At 66.6% G+C, this 16,931-nt stretch carries 18 protein-coding genes; 9 read left to right on the top strand and 9 right to left on the bottom strand.

Annotation, left to right across the window (positions count from 1 at the left end; translation table 11 throughout):
- Positions 1-30 precede the first annotated feature (30 nt).
- Positions 31-1,839 carry a glycoside hydrolase family 13 protein gene (locus PUN51_RS11645; protein ID WP_275181010.1) on the bottom strand — a complete coding sequence of 603 codons (1,809 nt, stop codon included), beginning with the start codon at positions 1,837-1,839 and terminating at the stop codon, positions 31-33.
- 140 nt (positions 1,840-1,979) lie between these two features.
- Here PUN51_RS11645 and PUN51_RS11640 point away from each other — a divergent pair, with 140 nt between their 5' ends.
- The 5 genes from PUN51_RS11640 to PUN51_RS11620 all read left to right on the top strand — a co-directional run bounded on the left by PUN51_RS11640 (position 1,980) and on the right by PUN51_RS11620 (position 6,666).
- Positions 1,980-3,269, top strand: coding sequence for an ABC transporter substrate-binding protein (locus PUN51_RS11640; protein WP_159633639.1), 1,290 nt, complete (start codon positions 1,980-1,982; stop codon positions 3,267-3,269).
- Between the two features lie 7 nt (positions 3,270-3,276).
- Positions 3,277-4,314 (top strand): carbohydrate ABC transporter permease, encoded by a 1,038-nt coding sequence (locus tag PUN51_RS11635; protein ID WP_159633636.1) that lies wholly within the window; start codon positions 3,277-3,279, stop codon positions 4,312-4,314.
- Complete coding sequence (locus PUN51_RS11630; protein ID WP_159633633.1) at positions 4,311-5,210, top strand: carbohydrate ABC transporter permease; 900 nt, start codon at positions 4,311-4,313, stop codon at positions 5,208-5,210. The genes PUN51_RS11635 and PUN51_RS11630 overlap by 4 nt, the downstream gene beginning before the upstream one ends.
- Positions 5,207-5,455 carry a hypothetical protein gene (locus PUN51_RS11625; RefSeq protein WP_275181009.1) on the top strand — a complete coding sequence of 83 codons (249 nt, stop codon included), beginning with the start codon at positions 5,207-5,209 and terminating at the stop codon, positions 5,453-5,455. The genes PUN51_RS11630 and PUN51_RS11625 overlap by 4 nt, the downstream gene beginning before the upstream one ends.
- Positions 5,456-5,610: 155 nt before the next feature.
- On the top strand, positions 5,611-6,666 hold the full coding sequence (locus PUN51_RS11620) for a LacI family DNA-binding transcriptional regulator (protein WP_224024677.1): 1,056 nt from the start codon (positions 5,611-5,613) through the stop codon (positions 6,664-6,666).
- A 20-nt stretch (positions 6,667-6,686) separates the two neighbouring features.
- Here the strand turns inward: PUN51_RS11620 and PUN51_RS11615 are convergent, their stop codons facing one another.
- A complete protein-coding gene (locus PUN51_RS11615; protein WP_275181008.1) occupies positions 6,687-7,577 on the bottom strand; it encodes a hypothetical protein in 891 nt (296 codons plus the stop codon).
- A gap of 34 nt (positions 7,578-7,611) precedes the next feature.
- Complete coding sequence (locus PUN51_RS11610; RefSeq protein WP_159633621.1) at positions 7,612-8,418, bottom strand: exodeoxyribonuclease III; 807 nt, start codon at positions 8,416-8,418, stop codon at positions 7,612-7,614.
- Positions 8,419-8,578: 160 nt separating this feature from the next.
- Between PUN51_RS11610 and PUN51_RS11605 the strand changes: the two genes are divergently transcribed.
- The 4 genes from PUN51_RS11605 to PUN51_RS11590 all read left to right on the top strand — a co-directional run bounded on the left by PUN51_RS11605 (position 8,579) and on the right by PUN51_RS11590 (position 12,278).
- Complete coding sequence (locus tag PUN51_RS11605; RefSeq protein ID WP_275181007.1) at positions 8,579-9,703, top strand: enoyl-CoA hydratase/isomerase family protein; 1,125 nt, start codon at positions 8,579-8,581, stop codon at positions 9,701-9,703.
- Positions 9,696-10,718 (top strand): 3-hydroxyisobutyrate dehydrogenase, encoded by a 1,023-nt coding sequence (mmsB, locus tag PUN51_RS11600; RefSeq protein ID WP_275181006.1) that lies wholly within the window; start codon positions 9,696-9,698, stop codon positions 10,716-10,718. The genes PUN51_RS11605 and mmsB overlap by 8 nt, the downstream gene beginning before the upstream one ends.
- A complete protein-coding gene (locus PUN51_RS11595; RefSeq protein WP_275181005.1) occupies positions 10,715-11,491 on the top strand; it encodes an enoyl-CoA hydratase in 777 nt (258 codons plus the stop codon). Before mmsB ends, PUN51_RS11595 begins: the two co-directional genes overlap by 4 nt.
- Positions 11,492-11,609: 118 nt before the next feature.
- On the top strand, positions 11,610-12,278 hold the full coding sequence (locus PUN51_RS11590) for a DedA family protein (RefSeq protein WP_159633609.1): 669 nt from the start codon (positions 11,610-11,612) through the stop codon (positions 12,276-12,278).
- Between the two features lie 27 nt (positions 12,279-12,305).
- On the opposite strand, the gene PUN51_RS11585 is transcribed toward PUN51_RS11590, so the two are convergent.
- The 6 genes from PUN51_RS11585 to PUN51_RS11560 form a co-directional block, all read right to left on the bottom strand.
- A complete protein-coding gene (locus tag PUN51_RS11585; protein WP_275181004.1) occupies positions 12,306-13,280 on the bottom strand; it encodes an IS481 family transposase in 975 nt (324 codons plus the stop codon).
- A gap of 109 nt (positions 13,281-13,389) precedes the next feature.
- Positions 13,390-14,175 (bottom strand): MerR family transcriptional regulator, encoded by a 786-nt coding sequence (locus PUN51_RS11580; RefSeq protein ID WP_275181003.1) that lies wholly within the window; start codon positions 14,173-14,175, stop codon positions 13,390-13,392.
- Between the two features lie 50 nt (positions 14,176-14,225).
- Positions 14,226-14,561, bottom strand: coding sequence for a hypothetical protein (locus tag PUN51_RS11575; protein ID WP_224024689.1), 336 nt, complete (start codon positions 14,559-14,561; stop codon positions 14,226-14,228).
- Positions 14,562-14,682: 121 nt separating this feature from the next.
- Positions 14,683-14,886, bottom strand: coding sequence for a cold-shock protein (locus tag PUN51_RS11570; RefSeq protein ID WP_009357211.1), 204 nt, complete (start codon positions 14,884-14,886; stop codon positions 14,683-14,685).
- Between the two features lie 132 nt (positions 14,887-15,018).
- Complete coding sequence (locus PUN51_RS11565) at positions 15,019-15,645, bottom strand: response regulator (protein WP_275181002.1); 627 nt, start codon at positions 15,643-15,645, stop codon at positions 15,019-15,021.
- A complete protein-coding gene (locus tag PUN51_RS11560) occupies positions 15,642-16,871 on the bottom strand; it encodes a sensor histidine kinase (RefSeq protein WP_275181001.1) in 1,230 nt (409 codons plus the stop codon). Before PUN51_RS11560 ends, PUN51_RS11565 begins: the two co-directional genes overlap by 4 nt.
- Positions 16,872-16,931: the final 60 nt, after the last annotated feature.

Genomic DNA, 16,931 nt, shown 5'->3' with positions numbered 1-16,931 from the left:
CGCTGCAGGGCAGCCCAGGCACCCTGCTTGCTACCGGCCGCCCAGAAGGTACACGGTGCTGTCCACGGGAACCTCCCGCATCGCGGCCCATTCATCGGCCGGTTCGGGCCCGCTGGAGAGCGCCACGGTGTAGCCCTCCGGCACAGGGGCGGAGGCGAAGCCCATGTTGGACAGGACCACTACATCCCCGTTCCGGAACGCCAGCAGTCCACTGTCCGGCGCGTGTTCATCAGTCCATTCCACGCTGCCGCTGCCCAGTTGCTGTGCTGACCTGAAGGCCAGGGCTGCCCGGTAGAGCTCAAGGGTTGAGCCCTCCTCGCCATCCTGCTGGTCCGCGGCCAAGGGGCCAAAGCTTTCCGGCTGGGGAAGCCAGGGCCCGGACGCGTTGGTGGAGAGTGCCCCGGAGAATCCGAACCCGGGCTGGTCCTGGACCCACGGCAGCGGGACACGGCAGCCGTCTCGCCCGATTTCAGCCCCACCCGTCCGGAAGAATGTGGGGTCCTGCCGGGCGGAGTCGGGAAGCGCAGTGTGCTCGGGAAGTCCCAGTTCCTCACCCTGGTAGAGGTAGGCGGACCCAGGCAGCGCCAGCTCAACCAGCGTGGCGGCACGGGCGCGCGCAAGGCCCAGCGCCGCGTCCGGCTGTTCGTCGGCGGGGCCGATGCCTTTCGGGAACGTCGTGGGATCCTTGAGGCCAAACCGGGTGGTGTGCCGTACGGTGTCGTGGTTGCTGAGAACCCACGTACACGGGGCCCCCACTGATGCTGCCGCTGCCAGGGATGCGTCGATGGCGTCCGCCATGCGCTCGGCATCCCACCCTGCCAGCAGGAAATCGAAGTTGAAGGCCTGCTGCATTTCGTCGGGCCGGACATAGCGGGCAAGGCGCTCGGCCGGTTCCACCCAGGCCTCGGCTACCATCATGCGGTCCCCGCCATATTCGGCAAGGACGCGGTTCCAGTCCCGGTAGATGGCGTGGACCCCGTCCTGGTCGAAAAAGGGCGACGGCGGATACATGGGAGATACTGCCCTGTGGGGTTCCTCGGCATCGGTGTGGGCGTGCGGCGCATCACCGGGCAGGTGGCTTTCCCGGTGGGGTCCGGAGGTTCCCTCCACCATGGCTGCAACGCCCTCCCAGTCCGGAAGCCCTGCCTCCTTCACCAATCCGTGGGCGACGTCCACCCGGAAGCCGTCGGCGCCGCGGTCCAGCCAGAAGCGCAGCACTGAACGCATCTCCTCCTGGACTTCCGGGTTGTCCCAGTTCAGGTCCGGTTGCCGGGTGTCAAAGAGGTGCAGGTACCACTGGCCCGGTGACCCGTCGGCTTCATTCACGCGGCTCCAGGCCGGCCCGCCGAAGATGGATTTCCAGTTGTTGGGAGCCCGGTTGCCGTCGCCGGATCCCGGCACCTCGTCCTTGCCGTTCCTGAAGATATACCGGTCCCGTGCCGGGCTCCCGGGGGCGGACGCCAGCGCCTCCTGGAACCATGCATGTTCATCCGAGGTGTGGTTGGGAACGAGGTCCACAATGACCTTCAGGCCGAGGCGGTGAGCTTCCTGCAACATGGTGTCGAAGTCGGCCAGCGAGCCGAAGAGGGGGTCCACCTGGCGGTAGTCCGCCACGTCGTAACCGCCGTCTGCCTGCGGCGACTTGTAGAAGGGTGAGAGCCAGACGGCGTCCACCCCGAGGGCGCGAAGGTAGGGAAGCCTGCCGGTGACGCCGCCCAGGTCGCCCATGCCATCGCCGTTGCCATCGGCGAACGAGCGGGGGTAGATCTGGTAGACCACGGCGTCGGCCCACCAGGCAGAGGAGGCTGGACGCGGCGCGGGAACGGACGGATCGGGCATTTGGTTCCCCTCTGATAACTTTTTGATGTAAACGCTTGCATTGCAGACAGCAACCTTACTAGTGTGATGGTCACCACATCAACCTCACCTAGCAAGCGCACTGTCGACTTACTTGTCACTCAGCGAGGAGCTTCAAGCTAATGAAAACCCCGAGATTCCTGCTTCCGGCTGCCACTGCCGGCATTCTGGCCCTTACGTTGTCCGCCTGCGGTGGCGGGGGTGGAGGGGGCACCACGGGTGGTGGGGGCAGCGACGCTGACGCCAACCTCGACGGCCGCGGCCCCATCACGTATGTCCAGGGCAAGGACAACAGCAACGTTGTCCGCCCCCTGGTCGATAAGTGGAATGCGGCCCACCCGAACGAAAAGGTCACCTTCAAGGAACAGACCGACCAGGCGGACCAACAGCACGACGACCTGGTCCAGCACTTCCAGGCCAAGCAGTCCGATTACGACGTCGTGGATGTGGACGTTGTCTGGACCGCGGAGTTCGCAGCGAAGGGCTGGCTGCAGCCGCTGAAGGACAAGATGGCGATCGACACCAGCGCCATGCTCAAGCCCACCGTGGACAGCGCCACGTACAAGGGCACCCTGTACGCGGCTCCCCAGACCTCCGACGGCGGCATCCTGTATTACCGCAAGGACCTGGTCCCCACCCCGCCCAAGACCTGGGACGAGATGATGAGCATGTGCTCCATCGCCAAGCAGAACAACATCGGCTGCTACGCAGGCCAGTTCAGCAAATATGAGGGCCTGACGGTAAATGCTTCCGAGGCCATCAACTCCGCGGGCGGATCCGTCCTTAACAAGGATGGAAAGCCGGACCTGAACACCGCCGAGGCCAAGGCCGGCCTGGGCAACCTGGCGAAGGCCTACGCGGACGGCAACATCCCCAAGGAGGCCATCACGTACAAGGAAGAGGACAGCCGGCAGGCCTTCCAGAGCGGCAAGCTCCTGTTCCTCCGCAACTGGCCGTACGCGTTCAACCTGATCACCACTGAAGGCTCATCCACTGTGAAGGACAAGACCGGCCTGGCAGCCCTGCCGGGTAAGAGCGGCCCGGGTGCCTCCTCGCTGGGTGGCCATAACCTCGCCACCAGCGTCTACTCCAAGAACAAGGCCACCGCGCTCGACTTCATGAAGTTCATGACCTCGGCCGAAACCGAGAAGTTCTACGCCACGCAGGGCTCGCTGGCCCCCGTGCTTGGTTCGCTGTATGAGGACCAGGAACTCGTTGCCAAGCTGCCCTACCTGCCGGTCCTGAAGACGTCCATCGAAAACGCCGTACCGCGTCCCGTTACGCCGTTCTACCCGGCTGTCACCAAGGCAATCCAAGAGAACGCCTACTCCGCAATCAAGGGAGAAAAGTCCGTGGAAACCGCACTCTCTGACATGCAGAAGTCCATCGAATCCGCCGGTGCGGGATCGTAGTTCTGCCATGGCAACCGAACTAGGCCCGACGCCGGTCAAGTCACCGGCGTCGGGCGGTACCCCCGTCCATCACGCGCCCAAGGGCGTGGGGGAGGACAACAGGATTGCAAGCCAGGGGCGCTGGGCCTCCTGGCTCCTCGCCCCCACCATCATCGCCCTGGCCGTGGTGATCGTTTACCCGATCATCAGCGCCATCGTCATGTCGTTCCAGAAGGATGCCGGCCTGGATCCGGCCACGGGCCTCTTCACCGCGGGCGGCCCGGCGGGAATTCAGAACTACGTCAACTGGCTGGCGCAGCAGTGTTCGGCGCCGGGCGGCGGAACCGTCGCCTGCCCGCCGGGCACCCTGGGCGGCCAGTTCTGGTCTGCCACGGCCACCACGTTTTTCTTCACGGTGGTAACGGTGGCACTGGAAACCGTCCTCGGTTTCTGGATGGCCATGATCATGGCCCGCACGTTCCGCGGACGCAGCCTGGTCCGCGCCGCCGTGCTGGTGCCCTGGGCTATCCCTACCGCTGTGACGGCCAAGCTCTGGTTCTTTATCTTCGCCTTCGAAGGCATCGCCAACAAGCTGTTCAACACCACCATTCTGTGGACGGGCAGCGAGTGGCCGGCCAAGTGGGCCGTGATCATTGCCGACGTCTGGAAGACCACGCCGTTCATGGCCCTGCTGATCCTGGCAGGCTTGCAGATGATCCCGGCAGAAGTCTACGAGGCAGCCAAGGTGGACGGAACCACTGCCTGGCAGCGGTTCCGGCTGATCACGCTTCCGCTGGTCAAGCCGGCCCTCATGGTGGCGATCCTGTTCCGTACGCTGGATGCGCTGCGCATGTTCGACCTGCCGTACATCCTCACCGGCGGTGCCAATAACACCACCACCTTGTCCATCCTGGTGATCAACCAAATCAGGCAAGGCTTTAATGCGGCGGCTGCGCTGTCCACCATCACCTTCATCATCATCTTCCTCGTCGCCTTCATCTTTGTCCGCTTCCTCGGGGCAAACGTGGTTGAGCAGAGTGGCGCCACAGGAAAGGGGAAGAAATGACCACGGCAACAGCAGACGCCTCGGCACTCCGGGCCCGCCAGGACAAGGGCCGCAAGGCTGCGCAGAACCGGGAAAAGTGGGCGCAGGGGCGTACCTACCTGAGCGCCGCCATCATCCTGCTCTGGTGCCTGGCACCGGCGTACTGGATGGTGGTCACCGCGTTCCGCGAGGTGGGCTTCACGTACGACACCTCGATCCTTCCCACGCACGTCACGCTGGACAACTTCACGACAGCCTTTGACACGTCCTTCGGCAACAGGTTCGGCCAGGCTCTGCTGAACAGTGTGTTCATCGGCGGGGTGGTCACGGCCGTCTCGCTGCTGATCGGCGTGTTCGCGGCCTACGCCTTGGCCCGTTTGAACTTCAAGGGCAAGTTCCTGGTGCTCGGCTTCATCCTGGGAGCCTCCATGTTCCCCGGCGTTGCCCTGATCACCCCGCTCTTCCAGCTGTTCACCAACATCGGCTGGATGGGGACGTATCAGGCGCTGATCATCCCGAACATCTCCTTCGTGCTCCCGCTGACGGTCTACACCATGACCTCGTTCTTCCGGGAAATGCCCTGGGAGCTTGAGGAATCGGCCCGCGTGGACGGCTGCACCCAGGGACAGGCGTTCCGCAAGGTCATCATGCCCCTGGCTGCACCGGCAATCTTCACCACCGCAATCCTGGCGTTCATTTCCTCGTGGAATGAGTTCCTGATTGCCAGCCAGCTGTCCAGCGACGCAACCCAGCCGGTGACGGTGGCCATCGCCAACTTCGCCGGTGCACAGCCCAACCAGATCCCGTACACGGCCATCATGGCCGCAGGCACCATTGTCACCATTCCGCTGGTGATCCTGGTGCTCGTCTTCCAGCGCAAGATTGTCGCCGGCCTCACGGCAGGTGCAGTCAAGTGACGGACAACGGTTCCCGCCCCCGCATCCCGGGGGCGGGAAGCCGCAGCCGGTTGGTCCGCTCGGGTGAGGACTTTGACATCATCATTGGCTTCCTCGCATTCTGGGCACTGGTCCTCCTGGTGGTCACCGTGTGGATGGAAGTAACTGCCCAGCCTGCCCTTGGATGGGCGCTGGGACTGCTGGCAACTTTGCTGGCCCTGTATGGCATGGTGCGGCTGCGCCGGAAACTCCCCGCCCGCAGGTAGGAATCGTCGGCGCCGGGCCGCCGCCGTGATGGTGGGTGCCTACGCAGCCAGCGGACCGGTTACCACTGCCTGCCCGCGGAGTGGAAAAATACAGGGCCGGGGTAAACGCAGGGCCGGCCGGCCCTACGCCGCAAAGGAGTTGAAGAGGGGACACGGTGGCACGGACAACGGAAAGGTCCCAGCGGGGCGGCCATAACGGCGTCAGCATCGAGGACGTGGCGGCTGCCGCCGGAGTCTCAACAGCCACAGTCTCCCGGGCCGTCCGCGGATTGCCGCGGGTTTCGCCGGCCACCCGGAAGAAGATCCTGGAAGTCGCAGGGGACCTGGGCTACGTCGCGTCTTCGTCGGCCTCCGGCCTGGCCACCGGACGGACCAAGACCATTGGCGTCCTGGCCCCATTCGTCAGCCGCTGGTTCTTCTCCAAAGCCATCGAGGGCGCCGACCGGGAACTGCACGCCCGCCACTATAATCTCTCGCTGTTCAACCTTGGCGGCCATGGCAGCAACCGCGAACGGCTTTTCAGCAAGACCATGGTGTACAAGCAGATCGATGCCCTGCTGGTCCTGTGTATGGCGCTCAGCCACGAAGAGATCGAGCACCTGCAGAAGATCGATATACCCCTGATTGTGGTGGGAGGGCACGTTGAGGAATGCCCGTATATCGGCATCGACGACTACGCCGCCGCCTCAACCGCGGTCCGGCACCTGATCGACCTCGGCCACCGGGACATCGCCCTGCTGCATGGCGACGACGAGACCGACCTGAACTTCGACGTTCCCCGGGTGCGCATCCTGGCCTTCAAGGACGTCATGGCGGCGGCCGGGCTGCCGACGCGGCCGGAATGGGATGAGTGGGGGGACTTCACCGTCCGCAGCGGCCAGGAAGCCTTGCGCCGGCTGTGGTCCCGGCCGGGGCAGAAGCCCACCGCCATCTTTTGCGCCTCGGACGAAATGGCCATGGGGGTTATTTTTGAGGCCAACCGCTTGGGCGTCAGCGTTCCCGGCGAACTGTCCGTGGTGGGCATCGACAACCACGACTTTGCCGACGCCATAGGCCTGACCACCGTGGGGCAACGCCCGGACGAGCAGGCCGAACTGGCCACCAAGATGCTGCTGGACGAACTGGATGGCGAGGCAGGGGCGGTGCGTTCCGCCGTCGCCCCCCACGAACTGATCATCCGGCGCACCACTGCGCCGCCCCAAAACCTGTAACAGCCAGGAACCGGGGACCGTTACGACGCGCGGGCCAGCTGCCGGATGGGGATCCAGCGTGAGGCCAGCCGCCGGTAGGCCGCGGCGGCGCCGGTCATGTCACCCTCGGCCAGGCATTCGATGCCCAGCCTGATGTCCATGGGGGACTCGTCCGGGTACACCTTGTCCGCCACGGCGCCGTAGTCCAGCTCCACCATGGAGTTCACGTGGAACAGTTCAAGCCATTCCGTCAGCTGCGCCAGGTCATCGAGCATGTCCAGGTCCGGGGCGGCGAGGGCCAGGTTGGCCACCGCGTAGCGGGCCCGCTCCAGGGCGTCGGTGATGGGCGTCCAGACGCGGACGGTGAGGATGCGCCCGGCGGCTTCCACCACATCCTTGCGGTCGGACTCCATGAACAACGAGAACCAGCTGAACGGGATGCCCCAGGTTGAGGCCCGGGTATGGACGCGGACGGAACCGTCACGGGCCTTCACCAGGTCGATCCGCTCCTGGTGCCGGTCCCGCTGCTCCTCCGGAATCAGCAGCTCGGCCAGTGGACCGTGGATTCCCTCCATCAGGGCGTTCGCGGCCAGCCCGGCGCGCAGGACAAGCTGGCTGGGGCAATACAGGAGGACCGGCTCAGTGCCGGCGCCGGCACCGTCGTCGGTCGTTCCGCCTTCCGGCTCCGGCGCCGTGGTGACGCGCACCAGGTCGGTGCGGCCCGTGGGGAACGGATCGCCGCCCGTGCGGGTGATACGTCCCAGCGACGCCAGCAGTTCCGCGTTTTCGACGGCGGCGCGGGACACGGCCTGAGCGCCCGCGGCCTTGATGGCCGGGCGTTGTTCCTCCGGGAAGGCTTCCAGGGGCTCGTAGACGCGCAGGGTGGAGGAAAACGGCAGGCCAGCCTGGCCCCGGTAGAGGTTTCCCGTCATCACGGTCTCCTTGGAAGGGTCCAGGGTGCAGTCATCAGTCCGCCAGTTCCACCAGCACGGGAGCGTGGTCAGAAGCGCCCTTGCCCTTGCGTTCCTCGCGGTCGATCGAGGCGCCGGTGACGCGGGCCGCCAGCGCGGGGGAGGCCAGGACGAAGTCAATCCGCATGCCCTCCTTCTTGGGGAACCGCAGCTGGGTGTAGTCCCAGTAGGTGTAGACGCCCGGGCCCGGGGTGTAGGGGCGCACCACATCGGTGAAGCCCGCCGATTCGAACGCGTGGAACGCCGCACGCTCGGGCGGGCTGACATGCGTGGACCGGTTGGCGATGAACAGGTCGATGTCCCAGACGTCGTCGTCGAACGGAGCGATGTTCCAGTCGCCCATCAGCGCCACCTGCGCCTGGGGGTTGTCCGTGACCAGTCCCTGGGCATGGGTCTTCAGGCTTTCCAGCCACTTGAGCTTGTACGGCATGTGTTCGTCGTCCAGGGAGCGGCCGTTGGGGACGTAGAGGCTCCAGACGCGGATGCCGCCGCACGTGGCAGCCATGGCCCGGGCTTCCTGGACGGGATCCTTGCCGGCCTTGCCGAACGAGGGCTGGTCCAGGAACGTCCGTTCCACGTCCTCAAGCCCCACCCGGGAGGCGATGGCCACGCCGTTCCACTGGTTCACCCCGAAGTGGGCTACCTCGTAGCCCATCCGTTCAAAGAGTTCCCACGGAAAGTTGTCGTCCTTGCACTTGGTCTCCTGGATGGCCAGGACATCGCAGTCGCTGCGCTGGAGCCAGGCTTCGACGCGGTCGGCGCGGGCACGGAGCGAGTTCACATTCCAGGTAGCTATCTTCACGGTTCCTAACTTACCTTGGCAGCCGCGCGGCAGGTAAAGCCGTCAAAAGGCCCCGCCCGCGCCGCGGGCACGGTTGGTCCCGGGCAGCAGGCGGCGGGTATATTCGCACCAGAATGACCTGGATCACACGTCCGGCCACCATGCGAAGGAGCACCAGCCGATGACGGCAGCTACGGGCAACACCACGGACAGCACGGCAGGAAACGGAACCGCGGAAGTGCTTTTTGACCGCCGCGGCCGGCTCGGCGTGATCACCCTCAACAGGCCACGGGCGGTCAACGCGCTCACCGCCGGAATGGTGGACCTGCTCCTGCGGCAGCTCACCGCATGGGCAGGGGACGACGGCGTGGCGGCCGTCCTGGTGCAGGGCGCCGGGGAGCGGGGCCTGTGCGCGGGCGGAGACATCGTGGCCATCTACCGGGACATGCTGCACGGCGGAAACCGGACCGCCGGCTTCTGGCAGACCGAGTACCGCGTGAACTCGCTCATTGCCCGCTATCCCAAGCCGTACGTTGCCCTCATGGACGGCCTGGTCCTTGGCGGCGGGGTGGGTGTCTCGGCGCACGGGAGCGCCCGCGTGGTCACCGAGCGGACCAGGATGGGGATGCCGGAAACCACCATCGGGTTCGCCCCCGACGTCGGCGGCACCTTCCTGCTGTCCCGCGCGCCGGGCCAAACGGGAACCCATGCGGCCCTGACCGGGGCACACCTGGACGCGGGGGATGCCCTGTTCCTGGGCCTTGCCGACCATTACGTCCCCTCGCACGCGCTGCCCGGGCTGGTGGCGGCGCTGGAGGACGAAAGCCCGGAAGCCGCCGTCGCCCGCTGCGCCGAACAGCCTCCGGCCTCGGCTCTGTCCGGGCATCGGGACTGGATCGATGCCTGCTACGCCAGCGACGATGCCGGGGAAATTGTGGCCCGGCTCCGCGCCTGGACCGGGCCGGGCCGGGAAGATGCCACGGACGCGGCGGACACCATCGAAGCCAAGTCACCCACCTCGGTCAAGGTCACCCTGGCGTCCCTGCGCCGGGCCGCAAACCTGACCCTTGATGAGGCCTTGGCCCAGGAATACCGGGTAGGAATCCGCCTCCTGGCCGGCCCTGATTTCCGCGAGGGTATCCGCGCCCAGGTGGTGGACAAGGACAGGAACCCGCAGTGGAAACCGGCCACGCTGGCCGAGGTGCTGCCCGCGCAGGTGGACAGGTTCTTCCAGCCGCTGGACGGCGGGGAGTTGGACCTGCAGCCTGGGCCGGACCTGGAAGTGAAGGAGGCGGACCATGCCTGAAAAGGGCAGTGTGGCCTTTTTGGGCCTTGGACACATGGGCGGTCCCATGGCCGTGAACCTGGTCCGTGCCGGTTACCGCGTGACCGGGTTCGACGTGGTGCCGGCAGCCGTGGAGGCTGCCCGGGCACAGGGTGTTCCGGTGGCGACCAGCGCGGTCGATGCGCTGGCGGGCGCCGACGTGGTGCTGACCATGTTCCCCAGCGGCCGGCACGTCCTGGACGCCTACCGGGGCGGCGCTGGAAATCCTGGACAACCGGAGAAACCCGGGCTGCTGGCTGCCGCGCGGCCCGGGACCATGTTCCTGGACTGCTCAACCATCAATGTGGAAGAGGCGCGGGAAGCAGCCCGCCTGGCCATCGAAGCGGGCCACCGTTCCGTCGATGCCCCCGTTTCCGGCGGCGTGGTGGGCGCGGAGGCAGGCACCTTGACCTTCATGGCCGGCGGTGAGGCGGAGGACGTCGAGGCAGTGCGGCCGCTCCTGGAGGTGATGGGCAAGCGGGCCGTGCACTGTGGTGCCCATGGAGCGGGCCAGGCCGCCAAAATCTGCAACAACATGATCCTGGGCGTCTCGATGATCGCAGTCAGCGAGGCTTTCGTGCTGGGGGAAAAGCTGGGCCTGACGCCCCAGGCCCTGTTCGACGTCGCGTCCGCCGCGTCAGGGCAGTGCTGGGCGCTGACCACCAACTGTCCCGTGCCAGGGCCGGTCCCCACCAGCCCCGCCAACAGGGACTACCAGCCAGGATTCGCTTCGGCCCTCATGGCCAAGGACCTCAACCTGGCCGTCAACGCGCTCGACAGTACCGGGGTGGCAGGGCAGATGGGAGCCCTCGCGGCCCGGATCTACGATAGGTTTGCCGCGGAGGGCGGCGCGGGCCGCGACTTCTCCGCCATCATCACCGAAATCCGCGGCGCATCGGAGCGGCAGGCCGGCGACGGTCCCGCAGCGGAGCACGGCATGGAGTTGCCGGACCGGCGCAGGGCCACAACAGCACACGACGACGGGAGTCCCGAATGACGGAGTACGCCAACATCCTGGTGGAGCAGCAGGGCAGGGTAGGGCTGGTGACCCTCAACAGGCCCTCGGCACTGAACGCGCTGAACAAGGCCACCATGGAAGAGCTGGTGGCCGCCGTGACCGCCATGGATTCCGATCCCGGGGTCGGCGCCGTCGTGATCACCGGCTCCGGCAAGGCCTTCGCCGCGGGCGCCGACATCAAGGAGATGGCGGACCAGGGCTACATGGACATGTACGTGGCGGACTGGTTCCGGGGCTGGGAAGACTTCACCCGCCTGCGGATCCCCACCATCGCCGCGGTATCCGGCTTTGCCCTGGGCGGCGGCTGCGAACTGGCCATGATGTGCGACCTGATCATCGCGGGGGACAACGCCAAGTTCGGGCAGCCGGAAATCAACCTGGGCGTGCTCCCCGGCATGGGCGGCTCGCAGCGCCTCACACGGGCCGTGGGCAAGGCCAAGGCCATGGACATGATCCTCACCGGCCGGTTCATCGACGCGGAGGAAGCAGAGCGGTGCGGGCTGGTCTCCCGGGTGGTTCCGGCGGCAGACGTGGTGTCCGAGGCACTCACGGCAGCCGGGGTGATCGCCGGGAAGTCCAAGCCTGCGGCGATGGCAGCGAAGGAAGCCGTGAATGCTGCCTTCGAAACCGGGCTGGCCCAGGGGGTGGTGTTTGAACGGCGGCTCTTCCACTCCCTGTTCGCCACGGAGGACCAGAAGGAAGGCATGGCGGCGTTCACCGGAAAGCGCCAGCCGAAATTCAAGCACCGCTAGTCCCTGGCACGCATGCCCTGGCAGGCGGGGCCAGCACGGCATGCGTCCGCCAGTCCCCGTAAGGTAGACAGTACGGGCCAGCACGCGGCCACGGCATGCAGCGGAACGGGGTAAGCGTATGTGGACGATGATCACCGGTGCAGCCAGCCCCACCGAGGGACTTACGGGCATCGTGGGCTTTGCGGCGAGGTCCATCGACACGCTGGGGGAGTGGGGTGTCGGGGCGTTTACCCTGGCGGAGACCGTGGTGCCGCCCATCCCCAGCGAGGTGATCCTGCCGCTTGCGGGCTATCTGGCCAAGCAGGGCTCCCTGAATCTCTTCCTCGTCTTTGCCACCAGTACCCTTGGTGCGTATCTGGGGGCGCTGCTGCTCTACCTGCTGGGGGCAAAGCTGGGGCTTGACCGGTCCATCCGGGGGTTGTCCAAGCTGCCGCTGGTGGACCGGGAAGACTTCGAGCACGCGGCGGGCTGGTTCCGGCGGCACGGCAGGTCGTCCATTTTCTTCGGTCGCCTGCTGCCCGGGGTCCGCAGCCTGATCTCCCTGCCGGCGGGCGCGGCGGCCATGCCGCTGGGAACATTCACTCTTTTCACCCTTGCCGGCAGCGGGCTGTGGAACGGCGCCCTCATCGGGCTGGGCTACCTCCTGGGCACGCAGTACCAGCTCATCGAGGAGTACTCCAGGTTCCTGAATTACGCGGTCTATGGCGCATTGGCCGTTGCGGTGGTGCTGCTCGTCGTCCGGCGGACCAAGCGGGCCAGGGCCCAACGGGAGGATGCCCGCCGCTGAGGCAGCCTCCCGGTGCCCTAGATGTACTCAGTCAGTAGGTTGGTTGCACCTGCTGATAGGTGGTTTGCCTCCGAGGCTGCCGTGTGGCCGGTGGTTGTTGTAGAAGTTTAGCCAGGACTGCAGGGCGTCTGTCCGGGCTTGGTTGGATGTGAAGGGTTGGCGGTAGGCCCAGCCTTCTTGGAGGGTGCGGTTGAAGCGTTCTGCTTTGCCGTTTTGCCAGGGGTGGCGGGGTTTGATCAGGATGTGTTTGGCGCCCAGGGCAGCGAGTGCGTCCTGGAAGTCGCGGGAGAGCCGGTAGGCGAAGGCGTTGTCTGTCATGACCCGTTTCACCGGTGCTCCGTTGGCGGCCATGGCGGCTGCGGCCCTGGTGAGGAATTCGGCGCAGGTCGGGCCTTTCTCGTCGGGCAGGACCTCGGCATAGGCGAAGCGGGAATGATCATCGACGGCCACGTGGACGTAGTCAAAACCGACTTTCTGAGGTGATTTGCGGTGGTTGGCGCGGCTTTGCGCCGGGTCGGTCCGCCAACCGCCGCCGTCCGGGATCCGGCCGAGTTTCTTGACGTCGATGTGGATCATGTCGCCTGGGGCGTCGCGTTCGTAGCGGCGGTCGGTGGCCCGGGACGCGCGGATTCGTGCCCCGGTAACTGGGTCCAGGTCCCACAACCTGGGCATGGCCGCGCGGACCAGAATCCGGGAGACCGTCCGGGCGCTCGTGCCGCAGCGCACGGCCAGGTCCGCTGGTCCCTCGCGATGCTCGACGCGCTGGGTGAGAACATCCGCTACGACTTCCGCGGAGGTGGCGTGCGGGCATGACCTCGGACGGGAGCTGCGGTCCTCCAAACCAGCCCAGCCATCCGCGCGGTACCTGCTGATCCAGCGGTGCGCACAGGTCCTTGAGATGCCCATCTCTTTGGCTACATGGGCCACTGGCCGGCCGGCAAGGACGCGCTCGATAATGATCCGCCTACCGTTCGGAGTCAGGCGGGCATTACGGTGGGACATGAAGACCTCTTAGTCGTTGGCTGTGTGTGGTAACCACCAACCTAAGAGGTCTTCACCTATTCACGAGGTAACCAACGTCCTGACTCAGTACACCTAGAGGCCCGGTGCCCTAGAGGTACGTCTCCGCGAAGCTGTGCAGGGCGGCCCGGACGAAGCGTGCGCCCTCCGCCCCGCCGTAGTTGGCGGCAAATCGGGGGTCCGCCACGTACATGTCCGCCAGGCCGGTGACGTATCCCCGGATATCCCCGCCGCTCTGGGCCGCAGGCGTTCCGGGGATGGACTTCAGCCACGCCACGTGCCGCCCTGCCAGCTCCCGGGCTTCCGGCCCGTCCGCAGCAACCCCGGCTCCCGCAGCCGCCGTCCAGTCCCGGGCAAGGCCCTCTGCCCGGGACTTCCATTCCCGCTTTTCCGCTGCCCCCATGCCGCGCCACCATGAGTCGGATGCGGCGTAGGCGTCCTTGCCCCAGCGCTCCTGGACTTCATCCTTGTATTCGGTGTGGTCGAAGCCCTGGAACATGTTCTCTGCCATCAGCTGGCCTCCTGCCTTTACTGTTTCGATTGTTTGCCGGACGGATTCGGCCTGCAGGGCCAGCCGCTGCTGCTCCCGCGCGAGCCAGTCGAGATGGCGGCTGAGCGCCGCTACGGGATCCGCCCGGCGCTCAAGGAGCTCCGCGATCGCCGGCAGGCCCAGGCCCAGTTCCCGCAGCAAAAGGATGCGCTGGAGCTGAAGGAGGGCGGCGCCGTCGTAATACCGGTAACCGTTGTGGCCCACCCGGCTGGGCTTCAGCAGGCCGATGCGGTCATAGTGCCGGAGCGTGCGGCTGGTGGTGCCGGCGAGCCTGGCTACGTCCTGGATGGACCAGTCCTTGCCACCGGCGTCGGGGAAATCCTGCATGCACCGAGCCTAGGCATTGACGCTGCGTCAAGGTCAAGGGCGGCGGACCGTCACCCAACCCGCCGGCCGTGGGGCCTCCGGCGCCTGGCCTGGGCCACCAAACGCGTGAAGGCGAAAACAAAGATGGCCTCGATGAGCAGCATGAGGCCCAGCAGCAGCCACTGCTGCCGGCTGATGAAGACGACGCACCCGGTCAGGGCGAGGATGGTCCCCAGGGCCAGCGCGTAGACGGCGAATCCGACAGCCACCCGGGCGCTGCGGACCCCCGTCCGGAACCCGAAGCCGTGCGGCTCCCCGCCGGGCTGTCCGGGGACGCGGTCCGGCGCTGCGGGGCCAAGGGAGTCAAACTCCTCCCAGGGATCCCTGTCCTGGTCCTGTCCGGTCATGAATCAATTATCCCAAATGCGGAAACCCGGAGACGCCGGGTACAAAAACAGCGGCCCCTCCAACCTGGGTTGGAGGAACCGCTGGATGGGGTCCCGGCGTATGCCGGAGGCCGCCGAAGACTTAGAGCGGGCGGATGTTCTCTGCCTGCGGGCCCTTGGGGCCCTGGGTCACATCGAATTCGACCTTCTGGTTCTCGTCCAGTGAGCGGTAGCCGCTGGTGGCGATTGCCGAGTAGTGGGCGAATACGTCAGCGGACCCGTCATCGGGGGCAATGAAGCCAAAACCCTTTTCGGCGTTGAACCATTTAACTGTGCCTGTTGCCATGGCTGCATTCCTTCATGTGACTCTGATTCTCTCCCCGGGGATCGTCCCGGAGTGTGCGGGAGTTAGTCCCCCACAGACCCCAACGTACGGGGCGCAAGCTCTGGGTGCAAGGGTATGCGCCATAAAGTGCCGTCAACGCATGCCCTCGCGCCGGATCGCGGTGGCGATGGCGGCCGCCCTGGTGTCCACCCCGAGTTTGGCGTAGATGTGCGCCAGATGGGTTTTGACCGTGGCCTCGGAGATAAAAAGCCGCCGGCCGAGTTCGCGGTTGCTGAGGCCCTCGGTGAGGAGGCCCAGCAGCTCGGCCTCCCGCGGTGTAAGGACTTCGTCGGGATTGCGGAGCTGCTGGAACAGCCGGGATGCCACCGGCGGGCTCATCACGCTCCTGCCCACGGCCGCCCCCCTGATGGCGGCAAAAATCTCCTCCGGGGCAGCATCCTTCAACAGGTAGCCCATGGCGCCGGCATCCACGGCGCGGACGATGTCGGCGTCGGAGTCGTACGTGGTGAACACCAGGATGGCCTGCCGGCCGTTGAGGTCCCTGATCCTCCTGATCGCTTCGAGCCCATCCATGCCCGGCCCCATGGCAAGGTCCATCACCACCACCGCGGGGGAGAACGCCTGGGCCAGGTGCACGGCATCCTCGCCGGACGCGGCTTCGGCCACCACCTCGAGGTCCGGCTCCGTGCTGAGCAGTGCGCGCAGTCCGCTCCTGACCACCATGTGGTCGTCCACCAGCAGGACGGTGATGCTGTTCATGCGCCCGCCTCCACCGGCAGCTGCGCCGCCACGATTGTTCCGTCGCCGGGGGCGCTCTGCACGGAGAATGTTCCGCCCAGCTGCTCCACCCGCTGCCGCATGGCCCGCAGCCCGTAGCCTCCCGTGGGCGACGGCGGAGCTGCCGCCGCCGGATCGAAGCCGGCGCCGTCGTCGTAAATATCCAAAGTCACGGCGTCCGGCAGGAAGCCCAGCGTTACCGTGGCCGCCGACGCCGCAGCGTGGAGCAGGATGTTCGACGCCGCGCTTTGCACGACGCGCAGCAGGGCGTGGCGAACATCAGGGGAGACCGGCCGCAGCTCACCGGTCACCAGCAGCGTGGTCCCGGGAACGTACTGGCGGGCGGTGGCCAGCAGTGCCTCCGGCAAGGGAACCGATTCCAAACCGGGCGAGGCCAGCTCATGGACCAGGCTCCGGGTCTCCGCCAGGTTCGCGCGGAGCAGGCTGGTGGCCTGGAGAAGGCCGTCACGGGCTGCTGCACTGGGCCATCCACGGCCGGCGGCCTCGAGCAGGAGCAAGCTGCTGGCGAGGCCCTGGGTGACAGTGTCATGGATTTCCCGCGACACCCGCTCCCGTTCGGCAATGGTGCCCGCCCGTCGCTCGCTGGCGGCCAGTTGGCCCTGGGCCAGGGAAATGTCCGCATGCAGGCGGCGCTGCTCCTCGGCGTCGTGCTGTATCCGGTCGTAAATCAATGTCAGCATGACGCCCACGGCCAAGGGCCCCAAAAGCATGGCCAGGTCGGTACCGTTGCCCAGCCGGAACAGGCCGGCTGCGGTGGCGAGTGTGATGGCGCCGGCCAGGACATAGGACGCGGCACCGCGCAGGGCGCTCCTGCAGAGGAAGAAAAGAGCGAAGGAACACCACGCGAAACTCGGTGCAGCCACAACCAGGACCGCCCAGACGGCCACCAGGGCCACCATCCAGGGGGTTCCGCGGCGGTCCTGTACCGAGAGCAGGGCCACGACGGCGTAGAGCAGGCAAGCGGCAACGGCGAGCCCCAGGACCAGGAGATTGTCGGCCGGGGTATGCCGCATGACGTAGCGGACCACCGAGGCCACCAGGAGGACGGCGAAGCCCAGGTGGACGGCTGCTTCGATGCTGCCCGGCCGGCCTGTGGCATTGGGAAGCAGCGGACGGCGGGATCCGGCGCCCTGACCGGCGGCGGCTTGGGCTGGCCCGGTGTGTTGGGTGGTGTTTCTGGCGGGCATGCTGGATCCGGATCTGGTGGCGGGAAGTGCTGCCTTCCATGCTAGGGCTCACGGGTTCTC

It is taken from the genome of Arthrobacter sp. NQ4 (assembly GCF_029077345.1).
GTDB lineage: Bacteria > Actinomycetota > Actinomycetes > Actinomycetales > Micrococcaceae > Arthrobacter.
This window is presented reverse-complemented; position numbering and strand designations above follow the sequence as displayed.

Excerpts from the sequence above, each read along its gene's own strand:
- PUN51_RS11645 (WP_275181010.1), bottom strand. The coding sequence starts at position 1,839 with ATGCCCGATCCGTCCGTTCCCGCGCCGCGTCCAGCCTCCTCTGCCTGG.
- PUN51_RS11640 (WP_159633639.1), top strand. The coding sequence starts at position 1,980 with ATGAAAACCCCGAGATTCCTGCTTCCGGCTGCCACTGCCGGCATTCTG.
- PUN51_RS11635 (WP_159633636.1), top strand. The coding sequence starts at position 3,277 with ATGGCAACCGAACTAGGCCCGACGCCGGTCAAGTCACCGGCGTCGGGC.
- PUN51_RS11630 (WP_159633633.1), top strand. The coding sequence starts at position 4,311 with ATGACCACGGCAACAGCAGACGCCTCGGCACTCCGGGCCCGCCAGGAC.
- PUN51_RS11615 (WP_275181008.1), bottom strand. The coding sequence starts at position 7,577 with ATGACGGGAAACCTCTACCGGGGCCAGGCTGGCCTGCCGTTTTCCTCC.
- PUN51_RS11605 (WP_275181007.1), top strand. The coding sequence starts at position 8,579 with ATGACGGCAGCTACGGGCAACACCACGGACAGCACGGCAGGAAACGGA.
- mmsB (WP_275181006.1), top strand. The coding sequence starts at position 9,696 with ATGCCTGAAAAGGGCAGTGTGGCCTTTTTGGGCCTTGGACACATGGGC.
- PUN51_RS11595 (WP_275181005.1), top strand. The coding sequence starts at position 10,715 with ATGACGGAGTACGCCAACATCCTGGTGGAGCAGCAGGGCAGGGTAGGG.
- PUN51_RS11590 (WP_159633609.1), top strand. The coding sequence starts at position 11,610 with ATGTGGACGATGATCACCGGTGCAGCCAGCCCCACCGAGGGACTTACG.
- PUN51_RS11585 (WP_275181004.1), bottom strand. The coding sequence starts at position 13,280 with ATGTCCCACCGTAATGCCCGCCTGACTCCGAACGGTAGGCGGATCATT.
- PUN51_RS11580 (WP_275181003.1), bottom strand. The coding sequence starts at position 14,175 with ATGCAGGATTTCCCCGACGCCGGTGGCAAGGACTGGTCCATCCAGGAC.
- PUN51_RS11575 (WP_224024689.1), bottom strand. The coding sequence starts at position 14,561 with ATGACCGGACAGGACCAGGACAGGGATCCCTGGGAGGAGTTTGACTCC.
- PUN51_RS11570 (WP_009357211.1), bottom strand. The coding sequence starts at position 14,886 with ATGGCAACAGGCACAGTTAAATGGTTCAACGCCGAAAAGGGTTTTGGC.
- PUN51_RS11565 (WP_275181002.1), bottom strand. The coding sequence starts at position 15,645 with ATGAACAGCATCACCGTCCTGCTGGTGGACGACCACATGGTGGTCAGG.
- PUN51_RS11560 (WP_275181001.1), bottom strand. The coding sequence starts at position 16,871 with ATGCCCGCCAGAAACACCACCCAACACACCGGGCCAGCCCAAGCCGCC.